This window comes from Olsenella sp. kh2p3, from assembly GCA_900119625.1.
Classification (GTDB): domain Bacteria; phylum Actinomycetota; class Coriobacteriia; order Coriobacteriales; family Atopobiaceae; genus Tractidigestivibacter.
Genome location: FPKD01000005.1, coordinates 97,984 through 124,272 on the forward strand (window position 1 = coordinate 97,984; position 26,289 = coordinate 124,272).

Consider the following 26,289-nt stretch of genomic DNA (forward strand, 5'->3'; position numbering starts at 1 on the left):
GTACCAAGGACAAAATACCTGGCGAGCAGCCCAAGCGCTCCATTCTCGTCACGCTGCTCATCGCCGCGGCCATCGCCCTTCTCGCGGGCTTTCTGGCGTGGGGTGTTCCCTCGCTGCTCAAGGCGGGTGCGCGCGAGGACGAGCAGGACACCTTCGCAGTCCAGGGCTTTGACTCCCAAGGCGCCAGCAATCGGATCACCGAGGAGCCCCCGCAAGCCGTCTCCGCATAGTTTTTCGCTGAATGAGACGAAGGGGCTGTCCCGTTGTCTCACGTAGTTTTTCGCTGAATGCCCGCCGTCTGCGCCGCGCGTGGCGGAGTGCCCCCTCATTATTAGTACGTTATCCAGCAAGCGCGCCGCGTCCGGCGGCTCGCGCACGAAGGGGGAATCGTGGATCTTCTCGAGCTACTCAAGGCAGCGGTCTATGGCGTGGTCGAGGGCATTACCGAATGGCTGCCCGTCTCGTCCACGGGGCACATGCTCCTTGTCCAGCAGTTCATGCCGCTCAGCGTCTCGAAGGACTTCTGGGACATGTTCCTCGTGGTGATCCAGCTCGGCGCCATCATCGCCGTCCTCGTCGCCTTCTTCCACGAGCTCAATCCCTTCTCGCGCACCAAGTCTGCCGGCGAGCGACGCTCGACCTGGACGCTCTGGGCAAAGACCATCGTCGCCTGCGTCCCTGCGGCTGTTGTCGGCCTTCCTCTTGACGACTGGATCGAGGACCACCTGGGCAGCCCCTTCGTGATCGCCGCCGCACTCATCTTCTACGGCATTGCCTTCATCGTGATTGAGACCGTCCGCGAGAGCCGCGCACAGCGCTTGATGGCCGAGCCCGCCGCAGGCTCCACCGTTGCGACAAGCGCGACCGGTGCGTACCGCCCGCGCCACTTCTCCGGCTCTGACAACGGCGCGTCCCAGCCGCAGCAGGAGCTCACGGTCTCGCAGGTGGCAGACGCGGACGCCCGCATCCAGAACATTGACGACCTCGACTGGAAGACGGCCCTGGGCATTGGCCTCTTCCAGGTGCTCTCCATCGTCCCCGGCACCTCGCGCTCCGGCTCCACCATCATCGGCGGCCTCATCCTGGGGTGCTCGCGCACCGTTGTGGCGCAGTTCACGTTCTACCTGGCCATCCCCGTTATGGTGGGTGCGTCCGGTCTGCGCCTGGTGAAGTACTTCCTCAAGGGCAACACGTTCTCCGGCACCGAGGCAGCCATTCTCCTTACGGGCTGTGTCGTGGCCTTTGTGGTATCGCTTGCGGCTATCCGCTTCCTCATGGGCTTTGTGAAGAAGCACGACTTCAAGCCCTTCGGCTGGTACCGCATTGTGCTGGGCGTCGCCGTTATCGCATACTTCGCGCTGGTGGCGGCCTAGGCGCTGGCGCAGACGCCAGCGCCGACGCTGCAACCGCCGGCAGGCGAGAAGAACAAACGGCCGAGAGGAGCGCGCATCATGCTCAAGGAGCGCGAGGGCTACATACCGTTTGCGGGATACCAGACCTACTACCGGGTGGCGGGGGAGTGCCAGCCGGGCAGGCTGCCCCTTCTCGTCCTGCATGGCGGTCCGGGTGCTGCCCACTACTACTTGCAGTCCCTTGACGGCATTGCCGAGAAGTATGGTCGCGCCGTTGTCTACTACGACCAGATCTCCTGCGGCCGGTCCAAGACGCCGCCCATGCCGGAACGCTGGGGCTGCTCGCTCTTCCTCGACGAGCTGGCCTGCGTCCGCGAGCACCTCGCCACGCACTTTGGCTGGGACCGCCTGCACGTCCTGGGCCAGAGCTGGGGCGGCATGCTCGCCATGATGTACGCCATCGGCGAGCCCTGGCACGCGCACGGCCACGACGGCCTGGCGTCCATGGTGGTTGCCAGTTCTCCCGCAAGCATGGACCTGTGGCTCCACGAGGCCATACGCCTTCGCCACTACCTGCCGCGCGAGATGGACGAGGCCCTCGCGCAGGCGGACGTCGACGGTGACTACACCCGCCCCGAGGTCCGCGTGGCGACGGCCGAGTACTACCGCCGCCACGTCTCGAAGGTTCCCGAGGACGAGAGGCCCGCGCATCTTCACAGCCCGGAACCCGACCCGGTGGGCGACGAGTGCTACCACTTCATGCAGGGCATGAGCGAGTTCGTGGTCACGGGCGCGCTCTCGCACTGGAGCGTGGTGGACCAGCTGCCCACGATTGACGTCCCAACGCTCGTGACCTCGGGCGCGGCGGACGAGTGCACGCCGCTTGTGGCCAAGCAGGTGGCAGACGGCATCCCCGGCTCCCGCTGGGAGCTCTTTCCCGACGGCACCCACTGGGTCCACGGCGAGCAGCCCGAGCGCTACAACGCGGTGGTCGAGCGCTTCCTCGAGGAGCACGAGTAGCGCGAGCAGCCGCGGCCTCCGCGCAGGTCGCCGCCCGGTGCCGCCGCCCGTTGCCCGGCGGCCGGCGTCCCAGCTACGACGCCATCTTTGTGAGCGCGTAGAACTTGCCCGTGGATGAGCTGGCAAGCGTGTCGGCGTCCCAGGTTTTTGCCGTCACGCTGCTCGACGTGGGGTCGTGCACGGTGTAGGTGCCGTCGGAGCCCTGCTCAACAATCAAGATCCAGTGCTCGTACGAAGTGAGGCTGTCTGCCCTGACCTCCATGGCAAGCACCGTCCCAGACGTAAGCACCGTCGAGATGTTGTCCGCCGAGGTGTCGTAGGTGTGATAGACCACGCCCAGCGAGTTGGCCTCGGTGGTGAAGAAGTCGCCGCTCATACCGGAGTCACCGGTGGCCAGGCCGTCCTTCTCGGCCAGCGCGGCAATGGTCGCGGGCGTGTTGTCGGTCGAGCCGGTAAGGCCAATCGTCGCCATGGCCATAACCGTGGGGCCAGAACCCGTCACTGCAAGCGCGCTGCCGGCGTAGTCCACGGCACCCCAGCGGGAATCCCAGTCGAAGAGCTGCGGATAGCTGCCAACCGATGCCTCCTCGCCATAGGCCTGCGCCGTCTTGTCGGACTCCAGGTAGCCGGCGACAAGCGAGACGGCGTCCGGCTCGTTGAGCGCCAGCTCAACCAGGCGCTCGTCCGGGTACTGGTCCGCGTTGCTCGCAATCTGGGCGATCTGGTCGTCCTGGTCAAGCCGGGCAGTAAGCTCCTGCGAGAGGCTGTCCGAGATGCCCGTGGCCACGCGGGGCTTCTCGGCTTCGGTCTCTTCCTGCTGCTGGGCGGCGTTGTTCGCGACGCAGCTGGACACCGCAAAGACGAGAAGCACAACGGCGAGAATGGCCAGCACCAGCGCGAGCACCATGCGGGCGTCAAAGCCGCCAATGCGCCGGCGGCGCCCCGCGTTGCCAAAGTCGATGCTGCGGCTGCGCAGCTCGTAGCCGTGCTGCCTGTTGCCACGCGACCCAGAGTTGAGGGGGCGCTGCTGGCGCGGCCGCCCGGCCCCGCTCATCCCACGCCCATTGCGCGAGCTGTTGCCCCTGCGTGACGGTCCCTCTCCGCTATATGGGCGCGAGCTGCGGGAACGCCCCGCGTCTCGCTGGGGCCTCTGGGACCTGCCGTCGGAATACTCCATGACCCCCTCCTTGCGTAGCGCGCGGGCTTGCGGCACGTGGTCGTGCTCAAGGTCGATGCAGCTTTACGAATGGACGACATCTTGGGCCGGCCATTCGGAATGCCACCTCACATGTCATGTATGCACTATAAGACAGCGTTGCGTTTGCGGCATGCGAGAGTCCCCCGAGTGGTGCCAATGCGATAAAACAAGTACTCAAGCGGCGCGGCGTTGGCCTCTCGCTGAGAAGCGCCTCTCGCATTCTGCAGGTATGGTGCATGTGTGACCCCTGTGTGAACGCGTACATATGAGTCAACTTTGATACGTATAATCCGAAGCAAGTATTCACCATTACTAGTGGTGGAACGAAAGGTAGCACCTGTTAGTTGAGGGGCGTCACGTGGCTAAGCAGAGAAACGACAGACAAGAGGCCATAAGGCAGATAATTCGTGAGAAGTCTATTCGCACCCAGCGCGCACTGGTGGAAGAGCTCCAGGAGTTGGGCTTCTCGTGCACGCAGGCAACGGTCTCGAGAGACATCACCGAGATGGGCCTGCGCAAGCTCCCTGAGGGTATCTACGTACTCTCCGAAGACCTCCACTTGCAGCGCATGCTCTCCGAGTTTGTGGTGGACGTGCTCCGGGCCGAGAACCTCGTGGTGATCAAGTGCCAGCCGGGAACTGCCTCGGGCGTGGCCGCTGCCATCGACGGCGCCGCGCTCTCCCACGCGCTGGGCTCCGTCGCCGGCAACGACACGGTGCTTGTGGTTGCGGTTGACGGCAAGCAGGCCGCCGACCTGCAGGCGCTTGTGAAGAAGCTCGGCAGCTCCAAGTAGCACCTCTGCCGGCAGCGCCGCCTGGCTGGCGAGAAGGACTGGCGAGAAGAACCATCGTCACAGAGAAGGGCCCCGGCGCATCGCCGAGGCCCCTTTCATGTTCTGCGCGGGCGCAGCTCCGCCTTGAGCGCTACCGACCCGTAGTTCCGCCGCCAGTGGTGCCGCCGGTATTCTCGCCAGTGCCACCGCCGCCAGTCTCGCCGGTGCCGCTGGTCCCACCGCCACCGGTTTCGCCGCCAGTGGTGCCGCCGGTGTTGCCGGAGCCGCTACCGGACCCACTGCCAGATCCGCTGCCGCCAGTGCCGCTGCCCGAGGTGCTTCCGCCGTTGCCGGTCTTGGAGCCCGTGCTCTCGGATGTGGTGGGGTTTGTCGTCGACTGCGAGTCCGTGGTGGTTGTGGTGGTCTCGCTGACGGTGTTGTACGAGGTCGAGTTGGTGGAGGCTGAGGTGCCCACGAAGGTCCACGAGCTGTTGTCCTTGTAGTCGACCGTATCGGTTGTGGTGGGGAACTCCTCGCGCGCCACGCCGGCAAGCACCTTGTTCATGAAGTTTGTCCAGATGGGCTGTACGGTGTTCTGTGTTGTGCCTACGCCCCCGTTGACGGTGACCGCAACGCGCGCGTCGGGGTAGCCCGACCACACCGCGCAGGTGATCTGGGGTGTGTAGCCGCAGAACCACAGGTCCTCGGCGTCGTCGGAGGTACCGGTCTTGCCGGCGATGGGCTGGTTGGTGGTGTTGTAGTCGGCAACGTAGTAACCGGTGGCGCCGTTGGCGACAACGCCCTCGAGCACGTTGGTCACGGCTTCTGCCACAGCCTCGCTTACGGCGCGCGTGGGGTTGTCCTGGTGCTCGTAGACCACGTTGCCGTTGCGGTCCTCGATCTTGGTGATGCACACGGCGTCACGGTGCAGGCCGCCGCTGGCAAGCGTGGAGTAGGCGTCGCACATCTCAAGCGGCGAGACACTCACGGCGCCAAGCGTGATGGACAGGTAGCGCGAGAGCGTGGAGGTAATGCCCATCGAGTAGGCGGTGTCGACGATGGCATCGGCACCAATGGCCTCTGCCACCTGGGCGTATGCCGTGTTGGACGAGATGGCCGTTGCGCTTGCCAGAGATCGGTAGCCATATTGGTGGTTGCCGTAGTTCTTGACCGTCCATGTGCTTGTGATCTGCATGGGCGAGCTGCAGTTGAGGGTGATGTTGGGGTTCATGCCCGCGCTTATCGCCGCGGTGAGGGTGAACGTCTTGAAGCTGGAGCCTGCCTGTCGCGTTGACTGCGTGGCCAGGTTGAACTGACTCGAGGAGTAGTCGCGGCCGCCCACCATGGCCTTCACGTAGCCGGTGTCGTTGTCGATGCACACGAGCGCGGCGCTCAGGCGGTCGTTGTTGGCGCTGTCGAGCGTGGTGCTCACGGCCTCCTCGGCGGCCTCCTGATAGGTGGGGTCGAGGGTGGTGTAGACGCGCAGGCCGCCCTTGAGGATGGTGTCGTTGTCAAAGTCGCTCTGGAGGAGCGTCTTCACGTAGTCGGTGAAGTAGGGGTACGAGCCGGACGTCTCGTCCTGCAGCGAGCCGGGGTTGAGGGTGAGCTCCTCGGCCGTGGCCTCGTCGTACTCCTCCTGCGTGATGTCGCCCATCTCAAGCATGTTTCCAAGAACCTTGTTGCGGCGCTCGACGCAGGCGTCCGGGTTCACGAAGGGGTCGTAGTAGGAGGGCGAGTTGGGGATGCCCACGAGCGTTGCGGCCTCGGCCAGCGTAAGCTCGCTCGCGTCCTTGTTGAAGTAGGTGACGCTTGCTGCCTCAATGCCGTAGGCGCCCTCGCCGTAGTAGATGGTGTTGAGGTACATGTTGAGGATCTGGTCCTTGGAGTAGGTCTTCTCCATCTGGATGGCGATGTACGCCTCGCGCACCTTGCGCTTGAGGGTCTGGTCGAACTGCTCGGACGAGAGGACCGTGTTTCTCACCAGCTGCTGGGTGATGGTGGAGGCGCCCTCGGAGCGGCCGCTGAGCTGGCTCACGATGGCGCGCAGGATGCCCTGGGGGTCAACGCCGTTGTGCTGGTAGAAGCGCTCGTCCTCGACGTCGACGGTGCCCTTCTTCACGTAGTCCGAGATGTTGTCGAGCGTGACGGAGCGGCGGTTCTGGAGGTAGTACTGGGCTATCTCCGTGCCGTCGGCGGCATAGACAATGGTGGGCTCGGCCACGAGGTAGGCGTCTGCCGACTCGTAGTCGGGCAGGTCTTGGAGCCACGAGTCCACGACCGAGCCCAGCGACAGGGCGAGCGCCAACGCGAAGAGCGCTATGAAACCAAAAACGCCGGCAATGCCAAAGCCGACGGCGTGCGTACTTGCGTGCTTGTGAGCCCTGCGGGTTCTGATGCCCATGGAACCTCCTTGTGTGGACACAATCGTCCCCATTATAGGGAATGGGCTTTATGGGCTTGTGTCCGTTCTGCGTGGACGCAAGGCGAGAGGTGCTCGCGCACGCCCTGTGCGGCAGGCGCGTGGCGCCAACCTGCGCTATCCTTGTGCGTGCGCGGTCGCACCAGATGCGGTCCGCGAAGACATACGAACTCACACGGAGGACAGAGCCTTGCTGCCAGTCGAAGAACAGCTGAAGGTCATCACGTCGGGCACCATGCAGATTGTGCCCATGGACGAGCTTCGCAAGAAGCTTGAGCGCGGGGTGCCGCTCAACATCAAGCTGGGCGTCGATCCCACCAGCCCCGACCTTCACCTTGGACACGCAGTCCCCCTGCGCAAGATGCGCCAGTTCCAGGACCTGGGCCACAAGGTCACGCTCATCATTGGCAACGGCACCGCCCTTATCGGCGACCCGTCCGGCCGCGACTCCACCCGCCCGCCCCTCACCGAGGAGCAGGTAGAGGCCAACGCCAAGACCTACGTTGCGCAAGCCATGAAGGTGCTGGACCCCGAGAAGACCACCATCGTCCACAACGGCGACTGGCTTAAGCCCCTTGACCTCTCCAAGATGCTCAAGCTCATGAGCCAGTTCAACGTGGCGCGCATCCTCGAGCGCGAGGACTTCCACAACCGCTACACCAACGGCCAGTCCATTGCCCTGCACGAGTTCATCTACCCCGTCCTTCAGGCCTACGACTCCGTTGTGGTGAAGGCGGACGTCGAGATGGGCGGCAACGACCAGATCTTCAACCTCCTTGCCGGCCGCGACCTCATGCGCGCCATGGGCATGGAGCCGCAGGTGGCGCTCACCGTGCCGCTGCTCGTGGGCACCGACGGCGTGAAGAAGATGTCCAAGTCCTACAAGAACTATGTTGGCCTCACGGATCCCGCGGATGACATGTACGGCAAGATCATGTCCATCACCGACGAGCTGGTGCCGCTCTACTTCCGCCTGTGCTCCACGCTTTCCGTGGACGAGATTGACGCTATCGATGCCCAGTTCAAGGACGGTACTGCCGACCCGTACGCCCTCAAGCGCGAGCTTGCCCGCAACATCTGCGACCTCTACCACGGCGCGGGCGCGGGCGATGCCGCCCAGGCGGCCTTCGACGCCACGTTCAAGAAGGGCGAGGTCCCCGAGGACATCGCCGAGTTCCCGCTTTCCACGGTCCAGGTGAACGACGAGGGCAAGGTCTACCTGGCCAAGCTCCTGGTGGACGTGAAGATTGCCAGCGGCACGGGCGAGGCGCGCCGCCTCATCGACGGCGGTGGCGTCAAGATCGACGGCAAGGCCGTAGAGCCCAAGTGCTACAACGTGGACCCCACGCTCTTCTCGGCAGGCACCGTGCTGCAGAGCGGCAAGAAGCGCTGGGCTAAGCTGGTGTAGGGGGCTGCGTGAGACAAAGGGACAGTCCCTTTGTCTCAGGGGCGGCCGTCCCGCGCGGGTGGCGGGTTGTCGCTGCGTGGTCTTTTCGCACGTATGATGCGTCTGGCCTTGCCAGGCGCCCAATAGTTTCAGAATGGTTCATCCGTGGCCCGCGCACGTGTGGCGGGCTGCGGATGAACTTTTGTTGGCGAGACACTCAAGAGGTCTTCATGCACTTCCCCAACTTTCGAGACACGCATTCCGTGCCAGAGCTCCTGGCGCCAGCCGGCGGGCCAGAGGCGTTCAACGCTGCGCTTGCAGCCGGTGCTGACGCCATCTACTGCGGCTTGGGCAACAATTTCAACGCCCGCCGCGGCGCTCACAACTTCACCGACGAGACCTTTGGCGAGGCGTGCCGCCGCGCGCACCTTGCCGGCGCTCGCGTCTACGTGACGGTGAACATCGCCGTTGCTACGCGCGAGATTCCGCAGGTGCTCGAGCTTATCCGCCGCGCCTGGCTGCTTGGCGCGGACGCCTTCATCATCCAGGACTGGGGCCTTCTCGCCGAGGTGCGCCGCAGCTGGCCACAGATCGAGTGCCACGTCTCCACCCAGGCAAACGTGCACGATGCCCGAGGCACGGCCTGGTGCCGCGAGCTGGGCGTTGGCCGTGTGACGCTCTCGCGCGAGCTCTCGCTCGACGAGATGTGCACCATTGCGCAGGAGGGCGTGGAGCTTGAGGCCTTTGGTCACGGGGCCCTGTGCTTCTGCTACTCCGGCGTGTGCATGATGAGCTCGCTTGCCGGCGGGCGCTCGGCCAACCGCGGCCTCTGCGCGCAGCCGTGCCGCCTGCCGTACGACCTGGTGGACGAGGAGGGCCACGCAATCGAGGCCCCCGGCCGCACACGGCCTCTCTGTCCCAAGGACTATTGCGTTGTTGATGACCTTCCCCAGCTGCGTGACGCGGGTGTGGCCTCGCTCAAGGTTGAGGGGCGCATGAAGTCGCCAGACTACGTGTACGCCGTGATCTCTGCCTACCGCGGTGCGCTCGACGCGCTTGGCGCCGGTGGCGAGAAGGACGCGCGCGCCGACGCTGCGCGCCACCGCACGTTGCGTCGCGTCTTCAACCGCGACTTCACGGACGCCTACCTCTGGGGCCGCTCCGGCGACGAGATGATGAGCTACGAGCGCTCCAACAACCGCGGCGAGCTGGTGGGCGAGGTCGTCTCGTCTCGCAAGCTGGAGGACACGTTGGTGCGGCGCGGCGGCTCGGACGGCGGGCGCGAGCGCATGCGGCGCCTCACCCGCGCGGACGTGGAGATTCGCCTTGACCAGCCGGTTGGGGAGGGCGACCTGCTCGAGCTGCGGCCGCTGGATGACCCCTCGCAGTTCCTCACCGTGCGCGCCGAGCGCGACGCCGTTGCCGGCGAGACGATCACCTGCCGCGTTTCTCGGCCCATCCCGGCTGGCGCGGTGGTGCGCGTGATTCGCTCGCAGGCGGCGATGGACGCCGCTGCGCGTGTCTCGGGGCTGGACGTGCCGCGCCGCCGTCCCGTCACCGTGAGCGTGCGGGCGCGCCTGGGCGAGCCCTTCTCGGTGACGCTTGCCTGCGCGGACGGGAGCGCCGTGGCGACGGCGGAGGGCTTTGTGGTTGAGCCGGCTCGCACCAAGGCCGTGACCAGGGAAGACCTTGTCGAGCACGTGGGCCGCATGGGGCAGAGCCCCTTCGAGCCCGTCTCGTTTGAGGTCCAGATGGACGAGGGCGCGGGCATGGGCTTCTCGGCCGTGCACAAGGTGCGTGCGCAGGCGTGCAGTGCCCTTGAGCAGCAGATTCTTGCTCCGTACGAGGCGCGTGGGACAGGGCTGGCCGTTGCGCCCTCGGCACGCGGCGTGACTTCGCGCCTGGTGGAGGTGCGCGAGGGGGACGGCCTTGCCGCGCCGGACGCATGGACGCGGCCAGCTCCGGAGGCCTGCGCGCTTGTCGCCACCGCCGGCGCCGCGCGTGCTGCGTTCGAGGCGGGCGCCGCGCGCGTATACGCGACGGCAGACGCGCTTGCGGATGGCGCCGCGTGGCCGGAGGGCGTGATTCCCTGGCTCGACGAGGTGTGCCGCGAGGGCGACCACGCACGGCTTGACCCCTGGGTGCGCGCCGATCAGCCCGTGGGCGTGGGCAACGTCTCCGAGCTGGCGCTTGCCGCCTCGCGCGGGGCGCTGCCCGAGGTGCGTACCTGCATTCCCGTGCACAACGAGAGCTGCCTTGTGGCGCTTGAGGCGGCGGGCGCTGCGGGCTTCTGGCTCTCGCCCGAGCTCACGCTGGAGGAGGTCTGCGCGCTTGCGGGCGCGGCGTCGGTGCCCGTGGGGCTTGTGGTCTCGGGGCGCGCGCGTGCCATGACCAGCGAGCACTGCGTGCTTCAGGCGGCCGGGCGCTGCATCCACGACTGCCCCAACTGCGAGCTGCGCCGCCGGCGCCTCTCGCTGCGCGACATCGACGGCAACCTCCTGCCGGTGCGCACGGACGTCCACGGGCGCTCGCGCATTTGGGCGGCACATCCGCTGGACGCAACGCCGCAGGCAGATGCCCTTGTCGCCGCTGGCGTCACGCGCCTTATGGCCGACGCCACGCTTCTCTCGCCCGAGGAGTGCGCGTTTGCCGTCGAGCGCGTGGTGCGCGCGCTTGCCGCCGTGGCCGAGGGGAGGCGACCTGCTCCTCGTGTGCAGGGCGCAACCTCCGGGCATCTTTTCACGGGCATTGGGTAATATGTGACCCTGTAACCCATCATTGCGCTAGGAATTCGCACATCGTGAGTTCGAGCGAGACTACAGGCGCGGGGGCACCCGCGCGGGAGGAGAGGACCATGGCAGAGAACGAGACCCCCAGCACCGAGCAGGTCGCAAACGACCAGGCCAACGAGGCCAAGCCGGTGCTCAACCGCAAGCTGCTGTCCGAGACCATCGACATCATCCGCCAGAGCCTGCAGGCCGACGGCGGCGACCTTGCCCTTGTCGACTGCACCGACGACGGCGTGGTGACCCTCGAGATGCAGGGCGCCTGCGCCGGCTGCCCGCTCTCGACCTACGACATGTCCGAGGGCATCGAGCGCATCCTCAAGGAGCACGTGCCCGGCGTCACCCGCGTCCAGCCCGCGGTTCTCTAGGACGGGTGCTGCCCCGTGTGGCTGAACGACTTCTACCACTCGCTCAACCCAGTCGCGTTCACGCTTGGACCCTTCCAGGTGCGCTGGTATGGCATCGCGTACCTGGCGGGGTTCGTGTGCGCGGGGCTGGTGATCGCGCGCGTGGCCAAGCGCTGGAAGCTCGACCTCACCACCGATGACGTGCTCTCGGTGATGATCGACGTCGCCGTGGGCGTCATCGTGGGCGCACGCATCTTCTACGTGGTGTTCTACGGCGCGGGGTACTACCTCGAGCACCCGCTCGAGATCTTCGCCCTCAACCAGGGCGGCATGAGCTTCCACGGAGGGCTGGTGGGGGCACTTGTCGGCGGCACCATTGCGTGCAAGCTCTGGAAGCTCTCGGTGCTCACGGTGGCCGATCTTGCTGCCATCGGCGCGCCCATCGGGCTCTTCTTTGGTCGCTGCGCCAACTTCGTGAACGGCGAGCTGTGGGGCAAGGAGACCTCGCTGCCGTGGGGCGTGATGTTCCCCAGCGGCGGCGCGGTGTATCGGCATCCCTCGCAGCTCTACGAGGCTCTGCTTGAGGGCGTGGTGCTGTTCTGTGTGCTGTTCGCGCTGTCGCGGCGGCGACCGTCCCGGCCGCAGGGCACCTTCATTGGCACGTTTCTTATGCTGTACGGCGTGTTTAGGTTTCTCATCGAGTTTGTGCGCCTGCCGGACGCGCAGCTGGGATACCTTCTCGGCACCGGCTGGCTCACGATGGGCCAGGTCCTGAGCCTGCCGCTTGTGGCGGCGGGGGTTGTGGTGCTGGTGCTAGCCTCGCGAAACGACCGTCCGCAGGTGGGACACCTCGACGCCGAGGAGGCGTAGGCTGCAGCTGCGTAGCGGCGCACCGGGACGAGGGGCCGGGGCCCGTCACACATTCGGACACGAATCTGTATCCCGCGCAGGTCGATACGCGTTCGGGCAACGAACCTGTATCGTGAGGGGCCGGGGGCTGCTACACATTCGGACACGAACCTGTATCCCGCGCAGGTCGATACGCGTTCGGGCAACGAACCTGTATCGTGAGGGGCCGGGGGCTGCTACACATTCGGACACGAACCTGTATCCCGCGCAGGTCGATACGCGTTCGGGCAACGAACCTGTATCGGCTGAGACCATCGCCTGAGCTCTTGTCCGTGGCTCTCCCAGAAACTGCGTGTTGAAAACTGCCGTGTACGACCGCGACGCGGTGTGCACGCCTAGAACAGCAAATCTTTGATGCTCGTTCCCTTCACGTCGTCTTCATATCTCACACGTGCTCTGAGCTGGGCATTTACCGTAGCGATCACGATATGCTGCAAGCGAGGATAACAGGAACTCCGAAAAACACACCCACGTTTTCCTGCGCAAACCCCGTGTGCTGCAAGCTGGCTGTCTGGCACGTGCAAGAACCCTGTCGGCCTTTCTCGGAAACTTGATCGCTCACCTGGCAGGTGCCCATATGCTTGGGCCATGGCAATCTACTTGGGACATACCACGGCTCTTGAGTACTGGCGCATCCATGACTGGCCGCCGGCGGGTGCGCCGGGGCCGGTTCGAATAGCTCGGCTTGGCTCGACCAACTCCTCGGAAAGGCAAGCGGCTGCCTTGGCTCCGTCGGTCATGGGGCTCACGACGCCTTGGGAAGTGCTCGTCAATAGCTCTGCTCGGCGCAACTGCACTCGACTGGCAAGTCCCCGCTTCTGGAAATGGGGCGGATTATTCCTACCAATTGGCAATGACGTCTTTGTTTCGTCTCCCGAGGATACGATTCTCCAGCTTTCACATGGCTTTGACTTCTTCGAGCTGCTTCTTCTTAGCTACGAGCTCTGCGGCTCGTACCGCTTTCCGGTGCGCGGAGAACAAACAATCTACGGGCGTCCCGTTTGCATGTCGCCCGAGTCGCTTCAGCGTGCGTTGGATGGCCGAGAAGGGATGCATGGCATAAAGAATGTTCGTCAGGCACTACGATACTTGTTGCCAAAGTCCGGCTCCCCAATGGAGTCGGTGCTGGTACTTGTGCTCATCTTGCCCCCGCGTCTGGGCGGGTACGGATTCCCTGCCCCGGAGCTCAATATGCGCTGCTATGTCGATGAGTGCGGGGTAACGTACTACATTCCCGACCTTTGGTGGAGATATCGGAACGTCGTTCTCGAGTACTTTGGCGGGCGAGACCACACGGAACTTCACGACATGGTGTCCGATAATCTGCGACGGAACGATCTGCTCGACAACGGTCAGCAGGTATTAGTGGCTGTGTACGAGCATCTGATTAACGGGGCGAGAATGGATCACCTGGCGGTGCAACTGTCTCATCAGCTTGGGCTTGGCGAGATTGACATGTCGCGAGAGGTGCGGGAGCGTCGGCGCGAGCTGCGGACCAGGCTTCTACGCTGGGAGGGCGGCTTGCCAAAGTAGGGTAGCTCGAACGTGTGGTGAGCGCGGATACACATTCAGGGTCCGAACCTGTATCGACCTGCGCGGGATACAGATTCGGGTGCGAATGTGTGGCGGGCCCCGGCCCCTCGCGATACAGATTCGGACCCCGAACGTGTATCAACCTGCGCGGGATACAGATTCGGGTGCGAATGTGTGGCGAGTCGGTCGCGCGGCGAGAAGTGCCGGCGCCTCTCGTCTATACTTCAGGCAACATTCAAACCGAGGGCACGGTTTGGGCAGCTGTGAGGCCTGCAAATGGATCCCGGTTCTACTCCGGGTCAGCAACCAGAACTGTGCTCAGTCGCGCACGCCGCGCAACCGCCGACGCTGCGCCATGAGGCTACCGTCGCCACTCGACGGCCCTGCCTGCCCTCGACGCTCCCAAGGGAGCAGATCACAGGGAGGCGGGAATGAACCCCACTGAACCCATGTCCATGCCTGCGTGCCGTCTGCGCGACCGCATTCTGGCAGTCACGTTGTCGCTGGTCACGGCGGCATCGATGGTGCCAACCCGAGCGCTTGCCGAGGTTGCGCCAGCGGAGACGGCCGCGACGGCAGCGACGCAGACGACGCCGGCCGAGACGAGCGCCCCCGATGTCGCGTCGGCAACCATCTACTCGACCTACCTCACCACCAGCGCAAGCTCCACGGGCGGCACCTATGCCTTTGCCGCCTCGGACACGCTGTGGGCATGGGCGCGCGAGAGGGGCGCCAGCGCCCCCATCGACCCGGCCACCCTCACCTACCAGTGGCAGGCTAGCCCGGACAACTCAACCTGGGAGGACATCCCCGGCGCCACCACGCAGTCCCTCTCGCTTGCGGACTATGCCGGCCGCTACGTTCGATGCACGATTACTACCGCCGACGGTGGCTCTTCTCGCACGACGCGCAGCCGCAACAAGGTCGCTGCTGCCGGTTCGGTCAACCTCGTGAGCGTGTCGCTGAGCAACACCGGAAAGCTCGCCCCCGGAGACACCGTCACTGCGTCTGCGAAGGACTCCTCCGGCGCAGACGCCACCTCAAACGCCGCCGTGACCTGGTCGTGGTACGCCAGCGACTCGGCGTACGGCACGGGTGAGAAGATCGCTGGTGCCACGACGCCCACGCTCGACGTCACCTCCGACCTTCTCGGAAAGTACGTCTACGCAAGTGCGGACGGCGGCTATGGAGCAGCCAAGAGCTCCGCGGCGGGCCCCGTGCAGGAGGCGGGGACAGTCACTCTCTACAAGGTGACGATCGATGCATCCGGCTCGGCGAAGGTCGGCCAGACCATCACCGCAACGGCATACACCGGTGCCTACGCCCAGACCTCCTCCATGGATGTCGTCCACTTCCAGTGGCAGTGGGCTGCGAGCAAGTCGACAGAGGACTCCGCGTTTACGGACATCCCCGGAGCGACTTCCGCAACCCTGACCGTTCCCGAGCAGACTTCTGACGGAACCTCGCTTGTTGGCGCGTACCTGCGCGTCAAGGCGACGAGCGGCAACTCCGTTGTCTCCACGAGCGCGCCCTCCTATTACGGGACCTCCTCGAAGGATCCGGTTGGCCCCGTCGCGCTTGCGGGCGCCTATGACGTCTCCAGCGTGAAGCTCTCCTCCTCGGCCACAAACGCCCAGGTAGGGGCAACGCTTACGGCGCAGCCCCAGTACGAGAAGACCAGCAGCTGGGGCTCATACGAGACGGACCTCCCCTCGGACGCCAAGCTCACATGCACCTGGTATGCAGCGGATGACGCGGAGGGCACCAACGCGCGCGAGCTCACGGCAGCAGACGGCGCTGTCGGCACCACGCTCAATCTCTCCTCGTCGCTCGAGGGCAAGTACGTGTGGGCCAGCTGCAGCGCGCTCATGGCGCCTGCCCAGAGCGAGAAGACCCTGGTCAAGGCAGCGGGCGCATACGACCTCCACCATGTTGTAGTGTCGCCCTCCTCGGGCGCGCTTCTCACCGGAGACACCGCGACTGCCACGGCCTACGCCTCGCAGCTCTCCGGCAGCAACGCGAACGTCACAGGCAAGGATGGCGTCAGCCTGCAGTGGTACGTCGCGGCAAGCGCCGATGCCCCGTCAGAAGAGTGGCAACCGCTTGTCGGCTGCACGTCGGCAACCCTGCAGATTCCGGAAAGCGCTGCGGGCAAGTACCTCAAGGTCACGGCGACAAGTGGCGTGACATCCGTCTCGGCGGGGTTTGACCAGGCCGTCGTCGGAGCGAACACGCTTGCCGGTGCCGTCGCGCGCCTCCAGAACGAGAACTGGCGCCCCTCCCTCACCTATGGCACCGACACCAACGTGAACGACGTGCTTCTCGCCAAGCTGGCGGATAAGGGCGTTGACACCACGGGGCTCACCGTGCGCGTGACCAGCGTCTCGTTCCAGGACACGGACGCCAACGCCACCGTGGGCATATCCACAGGAGACGCGGACAACGGCGCCATCACGTACTTCTCGTGCGACACCGACAAGGTCTCCAGCTGGAACATGTCCTCGCTCCAGACGGTGGACTCGATCGAGTTCACGCTCACCCGCGGCGACGAGACCGTGACGTTCAGCCCCAACCGTACCTTCCGGGTGCCATGGGACGAGGACGCGGCACGGGCGGTTCTTCAGAAGAAGGCTGACGCCATCACGCTGGGCTTTGCCGAGGGCGACTCCGCGGACTCCGTGACGCAGGCCTTCTCCCTCCCCGCAAGCCTGGGCGGCGCCAATGCCACGTGGAGTGCTGACGACAGTACCGTGTCGGTAACCGGTCAGAGCTGGGACAGCACGCTCACGGCCACGCCCACGCGCGGGTCGGTGGACGCGCCGGTGACGCTCACGGCGACCGTGTCCTTCTCGGGCTACGGTATGCCGGACGTCTCGGTGACCAAGGACTTCCCGGTTACCGTCAAGGCAGACCCCGAGGCCGTTGCCGCAGCACAGGCAGAGCTTGCGGCAAAGGTCGAGAACGGCTTTGCGTACGAGAAGGTGACCGCCTTCTCGACTGGCGAGGCGGTCGATCCCACGGCGATTACCGGGGACTTGCAGCTTCCTACCACCCGCGCGCTGGGCGTGGACGGCAAGCAGTACTCCGTCACCTACGCGAGCGACAGCCCGCTGGTGAGCATCAACGGCTACCACGCCACCGTCGTGCGCCCGCTTGACGGTACGCGTACCGTGACCATTTCCTGCACGGTCTCTGACAAGGAGAACCCGCAGATAACTGCAACAAAGTCGCTCGAGTTCGCCCTGACGCCGCTGGACGAGAGGGAGCTTGACCGTGCGGTGACGCTCATGGGGCATGCCAAGGATGGGTATGCAACCGCACTTCTCGACGGTCAGGATGCCAATGGCGTGACCGGAAGCCTGCGGACCTTCCTCGGTGCGTATGAGGACGCCTCGGGCAACCTCGCCTGGGCTCGCGACCGCGCGACCCAGTCCGCGCATCCCGGCATCGTACCGGTTGACCTGCCTGGATACAGCGACATGGGCGGTATGACCTGGCGCACCTTCAAGTCCAGCCGTCCGGACGTAATCTCGAACGAGCTTCTCGCGTACACCAAGCCTGCGGACAACACGCGCGTGACCGTGACCTCTCGCCTCACTGACGAGCGCTACCAGGCGTACTACGTCTACTACAAAGATGACCCCACGGTGAGCGACCAGCTCAAGGCCAAGCTGGCGAGCCTTGTGGACCAGGACGTCTCGGCCACGTTCGCAGTCGCTGGCGCCTCTGGCAAGGACGCCCCCGAGAGCATCACCGCTAGCTGCGCCGTCATTGGGCCCAATGGCCCCAACGCCTCCGGCGCCACCGAGAGCTGGGTGCCCGAGACCTCGCTCTCGGTCGAGCCGGGTACCACCGCGGCCGACTTCACCAAGAAGGTCCTCGACGCCAATGGCATCATCTCTGACCCAGACCTCATGGAGTTCAAAAAGGGCGATTTCTCGCAGGGTTATGACGCAGCGACCGGCAAGTGGTGGCAGCTCTTCATCAACGGCAAGTCCGCCACGGTGATGGCGTCGAGCTACGTTCTCAAGGATGGTGACCAGGTCGTCTGGTACTTCTCGGCATGGGGAGACTCGCTTCCTGGCCAGGTCACCGGCTCGGTGAAGGTGATTGGCAAGGACGACTCTGGCCAGGATCAGGTCTGGCTGGACACCACGTCGCTCACGCTCGTCGAGGGCTCGACGGCGGCCGACCTTACCGAGGCAGTTTTTGGCGAGAAGGGCCTTGCGCACGATTCCGGCGTCGCAAGCTGGGGCTGGTACCTCAACACCATCACCTCGCCCGTCGACGGCAAGGAACGGGGCTGGGAATCTAAAACCGGTCGGTACTGGCAGCTGTATGTTAACGGGGAGCTGTCGCAGCTAGGTGCCGGCAGCGTGAACATCTCCAACGGCAGCGAGGTCGTCTGGTACTACGGCGCGGACAAGGAGCTGCCTCCCAAGGACGAAGTTCTGGTCATCGAGCCTGACGCCACGCGTCCCACGGGCCTCGAGGCTGCCTGGCCCGGCTACAAGGGCGCTGACGAGACGGGCGTGGTGCGCGGACTCTCGACTCCAGTGCCCGGCTCCAACACGTATGCCAAGCTTGACTGGGCTCAGTCACGTACTACGACCAGCATGTTTGTCAACGCGAGCGACGCGATAGTCGTGAACGGCGACGTCTACGATGCTGCGCAAACGCAGCTCTACCGGCGTGACGCGTCCACAGGCGTGGTGCTCGACTCGGCGCGCCTGGCCGCGAGCGTCGACTCTACCGCGCGCTTGCAGTACGCCGACGGCCTCATACTTGTGCCGCTGCACGGTGGGCGCGTCCAGGCGCTCACGGCAGACACGCTGACCACGGTCTGGGTCTCGGCTGCGCTGCCCACCTCGACCAGCGCGAGCGGCACGGCTACTGAGCAGCAGCTCCTCTCGTCCATCACTGTTCGCGACGGCAAGGCGTACTTCTCGACCGCAGCGGCTGACGGCGGCGACACCTGCGGCGGCTACGTTGCCTGCGTGAGCCTTGCGGACGGCAGCCTTGTGTGGTCGCACGAGAACACGAGCGTTGGCTACTACTGGACGGGTGCCCTGCCTACGTCTGTGGGGGTGCTTACGGTCAACGACGAGGGGAGCGTCTCGCTGCTTGACGCCACGACGGGAGAGGAGCTTTCCTCCCTCGAGCTGGGGACGCGTTGCCGCGCGCAGCTTACGGTGAGCGGCAACACGGTCTACGCGGTCACGACCGACGGCTCGCTGCATGAGTTCTTCCTGGGTTCTGACGGCTCGCGGACGGCGGGTCGCAGCGTGAAGTTTGGCTCGAAGTCAACCTCGTCACCCGTCATCTGCGACGGGCGTGCCTACGTGGGCGGATCAACGCCAGCGAACCAGGCCGACGGCGCGCTGTTCGTGATCAACCTGGGTAACATGGAAGTTGAGCACGAGGTCCTGGTGCCTAAGGTTGAGGTCAAGCGCCAGGCGGGCACCGGCGAGGTCAAGGGCACGCCGCTGGTGAGCGTTGCCGCCGACGGCAACACCTACGTGTACTTCACCAGCAACGGCAAGCCGGGCGGCGTGTACGCGTATCGCTTGGGCGATTCCGAGGCGAGCATCCTCTACCTGCCTCCGCACGAGGAGAACAACGATCTCTGGCAGTTCTGCCTGAGCTCCGTTGCCTGCGACGCGAGCGGCAACCTCTACTACTTCAACGACTCCGGCACCCTCTTCAAGCTGGACGCCACCGGGACCACGCCTGTTCCTAACGGGGGCGAGGGCGAGAACGGCGAGAACAACGGTGGCTCTGCGGGTGGCAGCGGCAACGCTGGTACCAGCGGTAATGCGGGTGGCAACACCACAGGCAGCGCCTCCGGCAATACCGTCCCGACCCCATCCGCCACGACGCCAGCAAAGCCTCGCGTACCCGTCTCTGTCGGCAACGCGTCGACTGGCTCCGCGACAGCCGACGCCCCCGCGTCAGAAAGCGGTTCGCTTCTCGGCAGCTACTCGTCGGAGGACGTGACCGCCGTAACCACAACCGCATCCCCGGAGTCTGCCGTCTCGGGTGAGACCACGGCCACCGGCGAGCCTGCCGTGAACCAGGCGGGCCTTCCCATCTGGCCAATCGTTGGCACCTGCGTGGGTGCGGCACTGCTCGTCCTGCTGCTTGCCACCCGCCGACGCGGCAACCAGGACGCTTCCGAGGGGAGGCGCGGCTAGATGTCAGATAGCGGTATGCAGGCTGGCGGCAACCAGCCAGCAAACGGTAGGCGCGCTGCGAGGGCGATCATTACGGTTCTCGCCGTCATCCTCGTCGCCTTCTGCGTCTGGGCGATGTCCGTCTACGCGCAGGGCGGCGACCCGCTTGCGTGGGCAACGGGCTCCGCTGCGTTCCAGACCACGGCCGAGGAGGAACAACTCACCGACAAGGACGTCGCTGCGTCGCAAGAGGCGTCCCAGACCCTCACGGTCACCACGGACGACGTCTACTCAGCACTTGCCTCGCTCCAGTTCGACGGCACGGACGTCTCCCTCGAGGCGGACCAGGCCAAGGTTGTCCTCTCCGCAGATGGCATCTGGGTGGAGGAGGCAAGCTCCGCTCCGGCGCCGGACATGGCGCTTGCCTGCGCCCGGCGCTCCGCTGCCCTTGCCACCTGGGCCTCCGAGCAGGGCGTGGGCATCCCAAACGTCACATGGATCTGCGAGGACGGTGCCGGTGCCGTGCGCATGGCCGTGACCATGCCCACGAACGGTGCCCCCGCCACGGGAGACCTGGCGACGCTCCTTTCGGCAGCAACCGGCTACGGCATCTCCGGTGACGCGTACGCCCAGCTTGACGCAGGCGACATCCCACAGTTTGCGGGCATCGCGCCGACGCTGCCGGATGGCAGTGCCGTGACAGTTGACGCTAACGTCACGTCAGCCGGTGAGAACCTCTCGGCCGCCGACGTCGCAACTCGTCAGAAAGATGTCAGCTCGGGGGTAGCGAGCGTCGCTGAGTCTGGTTCTTCCGCCAGCGCCCCCGCGGCGGGTTCGGGCGGTTCTGCGTCAGCAACCGGTACGCAACAGGAAGGCCAACCTTCCCAGTCTCCGACGCAGGAAGCCAAAGTCCGCGTCACCGTGACCATCGACGCCCGTGCCGACGGGGGCGCGTCCAGTTCGTACTCCGTATCGCTCGACCCCGGCGCCACGGCATATGACGCGCTGGTCGCAACTGGCGCAAACGTCAACGCGCGCAGCACGGCCCTCGGCGTCTACGTTGCCGCCATCAACGGGTATGCCGAGAAGGACCAGGGTGGCGAGAGCGGCTGGAAGTACGCTGTCAACGGCAGCTATCCCGGCTACTCGGCGGGGTCCTATACGCTCTCGGATGGCGATGCGGTGACGTGGGTCTACGTCACGTCGGCGTAGCGTCAGAAATCGGAAGGTGCGTCATACTCGTCACATGCTGACCATGCGAGACACACATACCGCCTTCGACACCTGCCACCCGGCAGTGCCGGCGACGTACTTCGCCACGACCATCCTCATCGCGATATTCGCGATGCAACCGGTCTGCGTGGGCATCTCGCTCGCAGGTGCCCTCGCGTTCTCGCTTGTCGCCCGCGGATGGCGTCGCACGCTCAAGGGCCTCCGCTGGCAGCTGCCCATGGTGGCTCTTGTCGCCGTCGCCAACCCGCTCTTCTCGGCGTCTGGCTCCACGCTTGTGGCGCAGCTTGGCCCCATGGCCATCTACCAGGAGAGCATCGCCTACGGTGCCTGTGCGGGGGCGCTTCTCGTGGCGGTGGTGCTGTGGTTCGAGGACGCCTCCTGCGTGCTCACGCAAGACCGTCTGCTCCAGCTCGGTGCCCGCGCGCTTCCCACGGTGACGCTTGTGACCTCGATGGCGGCACAGCTGGTGCCGCAGCTCCTTGACAGGTCTCAGACCGTGCGCGCGGCGACACTCGCCACCACGGCGGCCGCGCCGGAAGGTTCGCGCGACCGCGGCGTTCTCGTGGCAGACCAGCTCATGAGCTGGTCGCTGGAGGACTCCATCGAGCGCTCCGACGCCATGCGCGCCCGCGGCTGGGGCGCCGCGGGTCGCCGCAGCTGCTATCTGCCAGATTCCTTTCGGACTTCTGACGCAGTTGCGCTTGCGGGAATCTTGCTGCTTGCCGCCGCAAGCGCGCTTCTCGTCTATGTGGCTTGCTCGCAGTGGCGCTTCTATCCCACCATGCCCCGGCTCGTCGCCTGGTGGGGGTACCTGCCCCACGCAGCGCTCGTGCTCCTGCCCACGGTCCTTGACCTGGGACAACGCCTGAGGTGGGGGAGGCTCTCGTGAACGCGCTCGAGTTGAGGGACGTGAGCTTCGCTTATCCCGCCACAGACACCGAACCCGATCCGACACCAGTGCTCGAGCACGTTTCGATGGCCGTGCCCGAGGGAGCGTTTGCACTGCTTACGGGTGGAACGGGCTCCGGAAAGTCCACGCTTCTGCGCCTGGCCAAGCCGGAGGTGGCACCAACGGGCGCGCTTTCCGGCAACGTGCTCGCGTTCGGCAAGGAGCTGCGCACGCTCTCCCCTGTCGAGTCCGCTCAGACCGTGGGCTTTGTCTTCCAGAGCCCCGACAGCCAGATCGTGTGCGACACCGTTTGGCACGAGATGGCCTTCGGCCTTGAGAACCTGGGGACGCCCGTGCCCGAGATGCGCCGCCGCGTGGCCGAGACCTGCATGTTCTTTGGCATGGAACCGTGGTTTCGGCGGCAGACGGCAAGTCTCTCCGGCGGGCAGCGCCAGATGCTCGCACTGGCTGCGACGCTTGCCATGCGGCCGCGCCTGCTGCTCCTGGACGAGCCCACCTCCATGCTCGACCCAGTTGCCGAGAAGGACTTCCTGGCCATGCTCTTTCGCGCAAACCGCGAGCTAGGGGTTTCCGTCGTCGTGGCAACGCATGACCCAGCGCCCATGCGTGACGTGGCCACCTGCGCCTTTCGCGTGGAGGACGGCCGTGTGCGCGAGCTTCCGCTCGACGAGGCCGTGGCCGCCTGCGCATTTAGGCCGGAGGCTGTTGCGCGCGCTGCCGGCAAGACCGCTGTCAGCAGCTCGAAAACCGCGCTCTCCCTGCGCGACACATGGTTTCGCTACGAGCGAAAAGCCGACTGGGTTCTGCGCGGACTGGACCTCGCGGCGCCCGAGGGCCAGGTCACGGCAATCGTGGGCGGCAACGGCTCGGGCAAGACGACCCTCTTACAGCTTGCGTGCGGGACGCTGACGCAGCAACGCGGGCGCATCTCTCGCCCACACGCGGCCTCACAGGCGTACCTGCCGCAAAGCCCGCGCGCGATCCTCTCGGCGCAGACCGTTCGCGAGGAGCTCATGCTCTGGTCGAAGGGCGCGGGTTACGGTGATGCCCAGGTCACGGCCATGATGGGGCGCCTGGGTCTTTCAGACACTGCGGCGAGAAACCCGCTTGACCTCTCCGGTGGCCAGCAGCAGCTCGTGGCCTTTGCAAAGCTGCTGCTCACAAGGCCAAGCCTGCTTGTTTTGGACGAGCCTACAAAGGGCCTCGACGCCGCGGCTCGTACCAAGCTTGCCCGTCTCGTGCAGGAGCTGCGCCAGGAGGGGAGAAGCGTCCTTCTCGCCACGCACGACCTTGCGTTTGTCTCTGCGGTGGCAGACTCCGTGTCGCTGCTCTTCGACGGGGCCGTGACGTGCACAGAAGGACCCGACGAGTTTCTCGCCGGGTCCTGGCTGTACCATGCGTGAGTTGTGGCAGCGCGCCGTCAGCTCCCTGACGGCAACCCGCTAGAACGTGAGGAACGGCTCCTCCATGCCCTCCTCTTCGAGGTCCTCCTCGGTGAGGTCGTCTAGGTCCTCCATGTCCTCGAGCTCGATCTCGTCACCGTCGTCCTCGCCCCAGCCGTACGCGCTGGCAGCAAGCTCGTCCACGCTCGTGTCGGGAAGCGCGCTCGTCACCGAGCACAGGCCGTCGATGGCGGGCACGATCTTCTGCCACTGGGTGATCACGGGGTCCTGCGGCACGCCCTCAAGCTCCACCAGGGAGTCGAGGTAGATCTCACTCGCGCCCTCAAGTAGGTCCGACTCGGCGCGCACGCTCGCGAACTTTGACGCGAACTTCTCGAGTGCCTCGTCTGCCGAGTCCGCCTCAACCACGCACGGCATGAGGCAGTAGTTGTTTGCCTGGTCCTTGTCATCGTTGTAGCTGAAGTTTCCAACGTAGAGCATGGGGCCTCCTCCGGTCGATGGGTGCGGCACATGCCCATCTTAGGCAATTCGACGCAGCTTGGTGACGGTTTCCCGCAAGCGGGCGTTACGCTCTGGCATAGAGTGTTTACTGCGTCAGCAATCTGTCGGGGCCTAGTCAGCCCTGGAGCGGTCGGTCAGATTTTGGCAAGAGGGGAGACGGACGCGCCATGAAGACGAGCAGCACAAGCACCGTGCGCCGGAGCGCTCTCGCTGCTCTCGAGGTGCCGTCGATCCTCGGCGTCCCCGCGGTTCTCGTCGCCTGTGCCGTGAACGGCGTGCAGGCGGCAGCCGGGCTCACGCTCCTGGTGGTCGTTCTCTGCGTGGGGCTCTTCCTTGCCAGCTACGAGGCCTCCCGGCCGGCCCTCCGGCAGGTCATGCCCACGGCGACGCTCGCGGCGTTGGCGGCTGCGGGGCGCATCCTCTTCGCGCCGATTCCCGACGTCAAGCCCGTCTCGGCCATCGCCATCGTCGCCGGGGCAACGCTCGGCAGGCGCGAGGGCTTCATGGTGGGCGCGCTGGCGGCGCTGGTCTCGAACTTCTTCTTTGGCCAGGGCGTGTGGACGCCCTGGCAGATGTACGCGTGGGGGCTCGTGGGCTACCTCGCGGGTGTGCTGGGGGAGCGCGGCCTCTTCCAGCGCCGCGGCGCGCTGTACGTGTACGGGTTCCTCTCTGCGCTCATGTACGGGGTAATTCTCAACGGCTGGTACGTGATTGGCTACGTGGAGCCCATCACCTGGCCCGCAATCGTTGCGGCGTATGCGGCGGGCGTGCCGTGGGACTGTCTGCACGGTGCGGCGACGGTCGGTTTCCTGGCGGCCATTTGGGTGCCGTGGGGCGCGCGCATCCGACACGCCGTCGCGAAGTACGGTTTGTAGCTGCAAGTCCCGGCCTACGGCTGGCACCTTCGGGGGCTGCTTCCCACTGCCCCCTGATACACATTCGGACCCGAATCTGTGACCCGCCCAGGTCGATACACATTCGAACAACGAATGTGTATCGACCCACCGCCTCAGCCAGCCCCCAAGCGGCCCTCGTCCTCCATTCCCTCTCACCCTCCCTTCTTTATCGGTATCTGTGAATCTCGATTGGCGCGACCTGCGCAAACGTGACCGTCGTTTCACAGATACCGATAAAGAAGGCAGGAGGGGAGGGGAGAGAGGGAGGGGGAAGGGAGGGAGGGGAGAAGAGAAGAGAGAGGAGGCCCCCGCAGCACCCCCCCAAATGTGAAGAAACCCGGACTTCCGCCCTGCGCTGTGCCGCCCCGAACCCGCTCCCCCTTGCGTCGCGGCCCCCAGAGAGTAGAATTTCATAGGTTACATGGGTATCGACCGCGCTCGCAGCCCCCACAGCCGCCCCAAGGAGCGGTCCCGGCCGCGCACCGTCGCACCCGCATCAAGTACAAGCGCGGGCCCCGCAGTTACGCCCGCGCGCGGTGTGGATAGGAGACTCAATGTCCGGACACTCTAAGTGGGCTACCACCAAGCACAAGAAGGCGGCCATCGACGCCAAGCGCTCGTCGCTCTTCTCCAAGCTCTCGCGCAACATCACCGTTGCCGCCAAGATCGGTGGCGACCCCAACCCGGACAACAACGCCACCCTCGCCGCCGCAGTCCAGCGCGCCCGCATGGTCTCCATGCCCAACGCCAAGATCAAGGCGGCCATCGATAAGGCCTTCGGCGCCGGCGCAGACGCAGCCGTTTACGAGGAGATTACCTACGAGGGCTACGGCCCCGCAGGCGTGGCCGTCTACGTCGACTGCCTGACCGACAACAAGAACCGCACCGCCGCAGACGTCCGCTCCGCCTTCACGCACGCTGGCGGCAACCTCGGCACCTCCGGCTCCGTCGCGTTCCAGTTCGAGCGCAAGGGCTCCATCGCCGTCGAGAAGGTCATCCACAGCGACGAGAAGAAGGTCCCCGACCGCGAGAACGCCGTGGACGAGGACGAGTTCATGCTCGCCGTGGCCGAGGCCGGCGGCGAGGACTACGAGGACGCCGGAGACGAGTGGATCGTCTACACCGCCTACGACAAGATGCAGGACGTCCAGAAGGCGCTCGAGGCCCAGGGCATCGAGGTCAAGGGCTCCGAGCTCACGATGATGCCCACCACCCCCACCGACGTCTCCGTCAACGACGCCAAGAAGGTCCAGCGCCTCATCGACCGCCTCGACGAGCTGGAGGACGTCCAGAACGTCTACAGCACCATGAACGTCACAGACGAGATTGCCGAGGCCCTCGCAGAAGACGAGGACTAGCACGCTACCCGGCGCCGGCGGCCACAAGGCCCCGGCGCCGCTCTCTTCTCGGCACCCGTTTGCAAGGCTCTAAAGCCAAGCTCCCGTCCAAG

At 65.5% G+C, this 26,289-nt stretch carries 17 protein-coding genes; 14 read left to right on the plus strand and 3 right to left on the minus strand.

Annotated features, from left to right (window positions below; all coding sequences use genetic code 11):
• Positions 1-389: 389 nt before the first annotated feature.
• Positions 390-1,373 carry an undecaprenyl-diphosphate phosphatase gene (locus BT122_RS07120; protein ID WP_072355276.1) on the plus strand — a complete coding sequence of 328 codons (984 nt, stop codon included), beginning with the start codon at positions 390-392 and terminating at the stop codon, positions 1,371-1,373.
• 78 nt (positions 1,374-1,451) lie between these two features.
• Positions 1,452-2,372 carry a proline iminopeptidase-family hydrolase gene (locus BT122_RS07125; RefSeq protein ID WP_072355277.1) on the plus strand — a complete coding sequence of 307 codons (921 nt, stop codon included), beginning with the start codon at positions 1,452-1,454 and terminating at the stop codon, positions 2,370-2,372.
• 73 nt (positions 2,373-2,445) lie between these two features.
• On the opposite strand, the gene BT122_RS07130 is transcribed toward BT122_RS07125, so the two are convergent.
• Positions 2,446-3,549 carry a papain-like cysteine protease family protein gene (locus BT122_RS07130; RefSeq protein ID WP_143190002.1) on the minus strand — a complete coding sequence of 368 codons (1,104 nt, stop codon included), beginning with the start codon at positions 3,547-3,549 and terminating at the stop codon, positions 2,446-2,448.
• 379 nt (positions 3,550-3,928) lie between these two features.
• Here BT122_RS07130 and BT122_RS07135 point away from each other — a divergent pair, with 379 nt between their 5' ends.
• On the plus strand, positions 3,929-4,363 hold the full coding sequence (locus BT122_RS07135) for an arginine repressor (protein ID WP_059055161.1): 435 nt from the start codon (positions 3,929-3,931) through the stop codon (positions 4,361-4,363).
• Between the two features lie 130 nt (positions 4,364-4,493).
• Here the strand turns inward: BT122_RS07135 and BT122_RS07140 are convergent, their stop codons facing one another.
• Positions 4,494-6,743: a transglycosylase domain-containing protein gene (locus tag BT122_RS07140; protein WP_072355278.1), complete on the minus strand. Its 2,250-nt coding sequence runs from the start codon at positions 6,741-6,743 to the stop codon at positions 4,494-4,496.
• 208 nt (positions 6,744-6,951) lie between these two features.
• Here BT122_RS07140 and tyrS point away from each other — a divergent pair, with 208 nt between their 5' ends.
• The 9 genes from tyrS to BT122_RS07185 all read left to right on the plus strand — a co-directional run bounded on the left by tyrS (position 6,952) and on the right by BT122_RS07185 (position 23,442).
• Positions 6,952-8,169 (plus strand): tyrosine--tRNA ligase, encoded by a 1,218-nt coding sequence (tyrS, locus tag BT122_RS07145; protein WP_072355279.1) that lies wholly within the window; start codon positions 6,952-6,954, stop codon positions 8,167-8,169.
• Between the two features lie 209 nt (positions 8,170-8,378).
• Positions 8,379-10,904 carry a U32 family peptidase gene (locus BT122_RS07150; protein WP_072355280.1) on the plus strand — a complete coding sequence of 842 codons (2,526 nt, stop codon included), beginning with the start codon at positions 8,379-8,381 and terminating at the stop codon, positions 10,902-10,904.
• Positions 10,905-11,002: 98 nt separating this feature from the next.
• A complete protein-coding gene (locus tag BT122_RS07155; RefSeq protein ID WP_083432376.1) occupies positions 11,003-11,302 on the plus strand; it encodes a NifU family protein in 300 nt (99 codons plus the stop codon).
• 15 nt (positions 11,303-11,317) lie between these two features.
• The gene (gene lgt / locus BT122_RS07160; RefSeq protein WP_072355281.1) at positions 11,318-12,151 is read left to right on the plus strand and encodes a prolipoprotein diacylglyceryl transferase; all 834 of its coding nucleotides are present in this window, start codon (positions 11,318-11,320) and stop codon (positions 12,149-12,151) included.
• A 627-nt stretch (positions 12,152-12,778) separates the two neighbouring features.
• Positions 12,779-13,723 (plus strand): hypothetical protein, encoded by a 945-nt coding sequence (locus tag BT122_RS07165; protein ID WP_143190003.1) that lies wholly within the window; start codon positions 12,779-12,781, stop codon positions 13,721-13,723.
• 431 nt (positions 13,724-14,154) lie between these two features.
• Positions 14,155-19,917 (plus strand): DUF4430 domain-containing protein, encoded by a 5,763-nt coding sequence (locus BT122_RS07170; RefSeq protein WP_072355283.1) that lies wholly within the window; start codon positions 14,155-14,157, stop codon positions 19,915-19,917.
• Positions 19,918-21,108, plus strand: a complete 1,191-nt coding sequence (locus tag BT122_RS11095) for a DUF4430 domain-containing protein (RefSeq protein WP_072355284.1) — start codon at positions 19,918-19,920, stop codon at positions 21,106-21,108.
• 34 nt (positions 21,109-21,142) lie between these two features.
• Complete coding sequence (locus BT122_RS07180) at positions 21,143-22,018, plus strand: energy-coupling factor transporter transmembrane component T family protein (RefSeq protein WP_083432377.1); 876 nt, start codon at positions 21,143-21,145, stop codon at positions 22,016-22,018.
• Positions 22,015-23,442: an ABC transporter ATP-binding protein gene (locus BT122_RS07185; protein WP_143190004.1), complete on the plus strand. Its 1,428-nt coding sequence runs from the start codon at positions 22,015-22,017 to the stop codon at positions 23,440-23,442. Before BT122_RS07180 ends, BT122_RS07185 begins: the two co-directional genes overlap by 4 nt.
• 39 nt (positions 23,443-23,481) lie before the next feature.
• Here the strand turns inward: BT122_RS07185 and BT122_RS07190 are convergent, their stop codons facing one another.
• The gene (locus BT122_RS07190) at positions 23,482-23,922 is read right to left on the minus strand and encodes a hypothetical protein (protein ID WP_072355286.1); all 441 of its coding nucleotides are present in this window, start codon (positions 23,920-23,922) and stop codon (positions 23,482-23,484) included.
• A gap of 188 nt (positions 23,923-24,110) precedes the next feature.
• Here BT122_RS07190 and BT122_RS07195 point away from each other — a divergent pair, with 188 nt between their 5' ends.
• Both BT122_RS07195 and BT122_RS07200 read left to right on the plus strand, forming a co-directional pair.
• Positions 24,111-24,818 carry a DUF6580 family putative transport protein gene (locus tag BT122_RS07195; RefSeq protein WP_072355287.1) on the plus strand — a complete coding sequence of 236 codons (708 nt, stop codon included), beginning with the start codon at positions 24,111-24,113 and terminating at the stop codon, positions 24,816-24,818.
• A gap of 575 nt (positions 24,819-25,393) precedes the next feature.
• Complete coding sequence (locus BT122_RS07200; protein ID WP_059055186.1) at positions 25,394-26,197, plus strand: YebC/PmpR family DNA-binding transcriptional regulator; 804 nt, start codon at positions 25,394-25,396, stop codon at positions 26,195-26,197.
• Positions 26,198-26,289 lie beyond the last annotated feature (92 nt).

What these genes read in the sequence shown, in the direction of transcription:
- BT122_RS07125 (WP_072355277.1), top strand. Translation starts at nt 1,452, where the DNA reads ATGCTCAAGGAGCGCGAGGGCTACATACCGTTTGCGGGATACCAGACC.
- BT122_RS07130 (WP_143190002.1), bottom strand. Translation starts at nt 3,549, where the DNA reads ATGGAGTATTCCGACGGCAGGTCCCAGAGGCCCCAGCGAGACGCGGGG.
- BT122_RS07140 (WP_072355278.1), bottom strand. Translation starts at nt 6,743, where the DNA reads ATGGGCATCAGAACCCGCAGGGCTCACAAGCACGCAAGTACGCACGCC.
- BT122_RS07150 (WP_072355280.1), top strand. Translation starts at nt 8,379, where the DNA reads ATGCACTTCCCCAACTTTCGAGACACGCATTCCGTGCCAGAGCTCCTG.
- BT122_RS07155 (WP_083432376.1), top strand. Translation starts at nt 11,003, where the DNA reads ATGGCAGAGAACGAGACCCCCAGCACCGAGCAGGTCGCAAACGACCAG.
- BT122_RS07165 (WP_143190003.1), top strand. Translation starts at nt 12,779, where the DNA reads ATGGCAATCTACTTGGGACATACCACGGCTCTTGAGTACTGGCGCATC.
- BT122_RS07170 (WP_072355283.1), top strand. Translation starts at nt 14,155, where the DNA reads ATGAACCCCACTGAACCCATGTCCATGCCTGCGTGCCGTCTGCGCGAC.
- BT122_RS11095 (WP_072355284.1), top strand. Translation starts at nt 19,918, where the DNA reads ATGTCAGATAGCGGTATGCAGGCTGGCGGCAACCAGCCAGCAAACGGT.
- BT122_RS07180 (WP_083432377.1), top strand. Translation starts at nt 21,143, where the DNA reads ATGCTGACCATGCGAGACACACATACCGCCTTCGACACCTGCCACCCG.
- BT122_RS07190 (WP_072355286.1), bottom strand. Translation starts at nt 23,922, where the DNA reads ATGCTCTACGTTGGAAACTTCAGCTACAACGATGACAAGGACCAGGCA.
- BT122_RS07195 (WP_072355287.1), top strand. Translation starts at nt 24,111, where the DNA reads ATGAAGACGAGCAGCACAAGCACCGTGCGCCGGAGCGCTCTCGCTGCT.
- BT122_RS07200 (WP_059055186.1), top strand. Translation starts at nt 25,394, where the DNA reads ATGTCCGGACACTCTAAGTGGGCTACCACCAAGCACAAGAAGGCGGCC.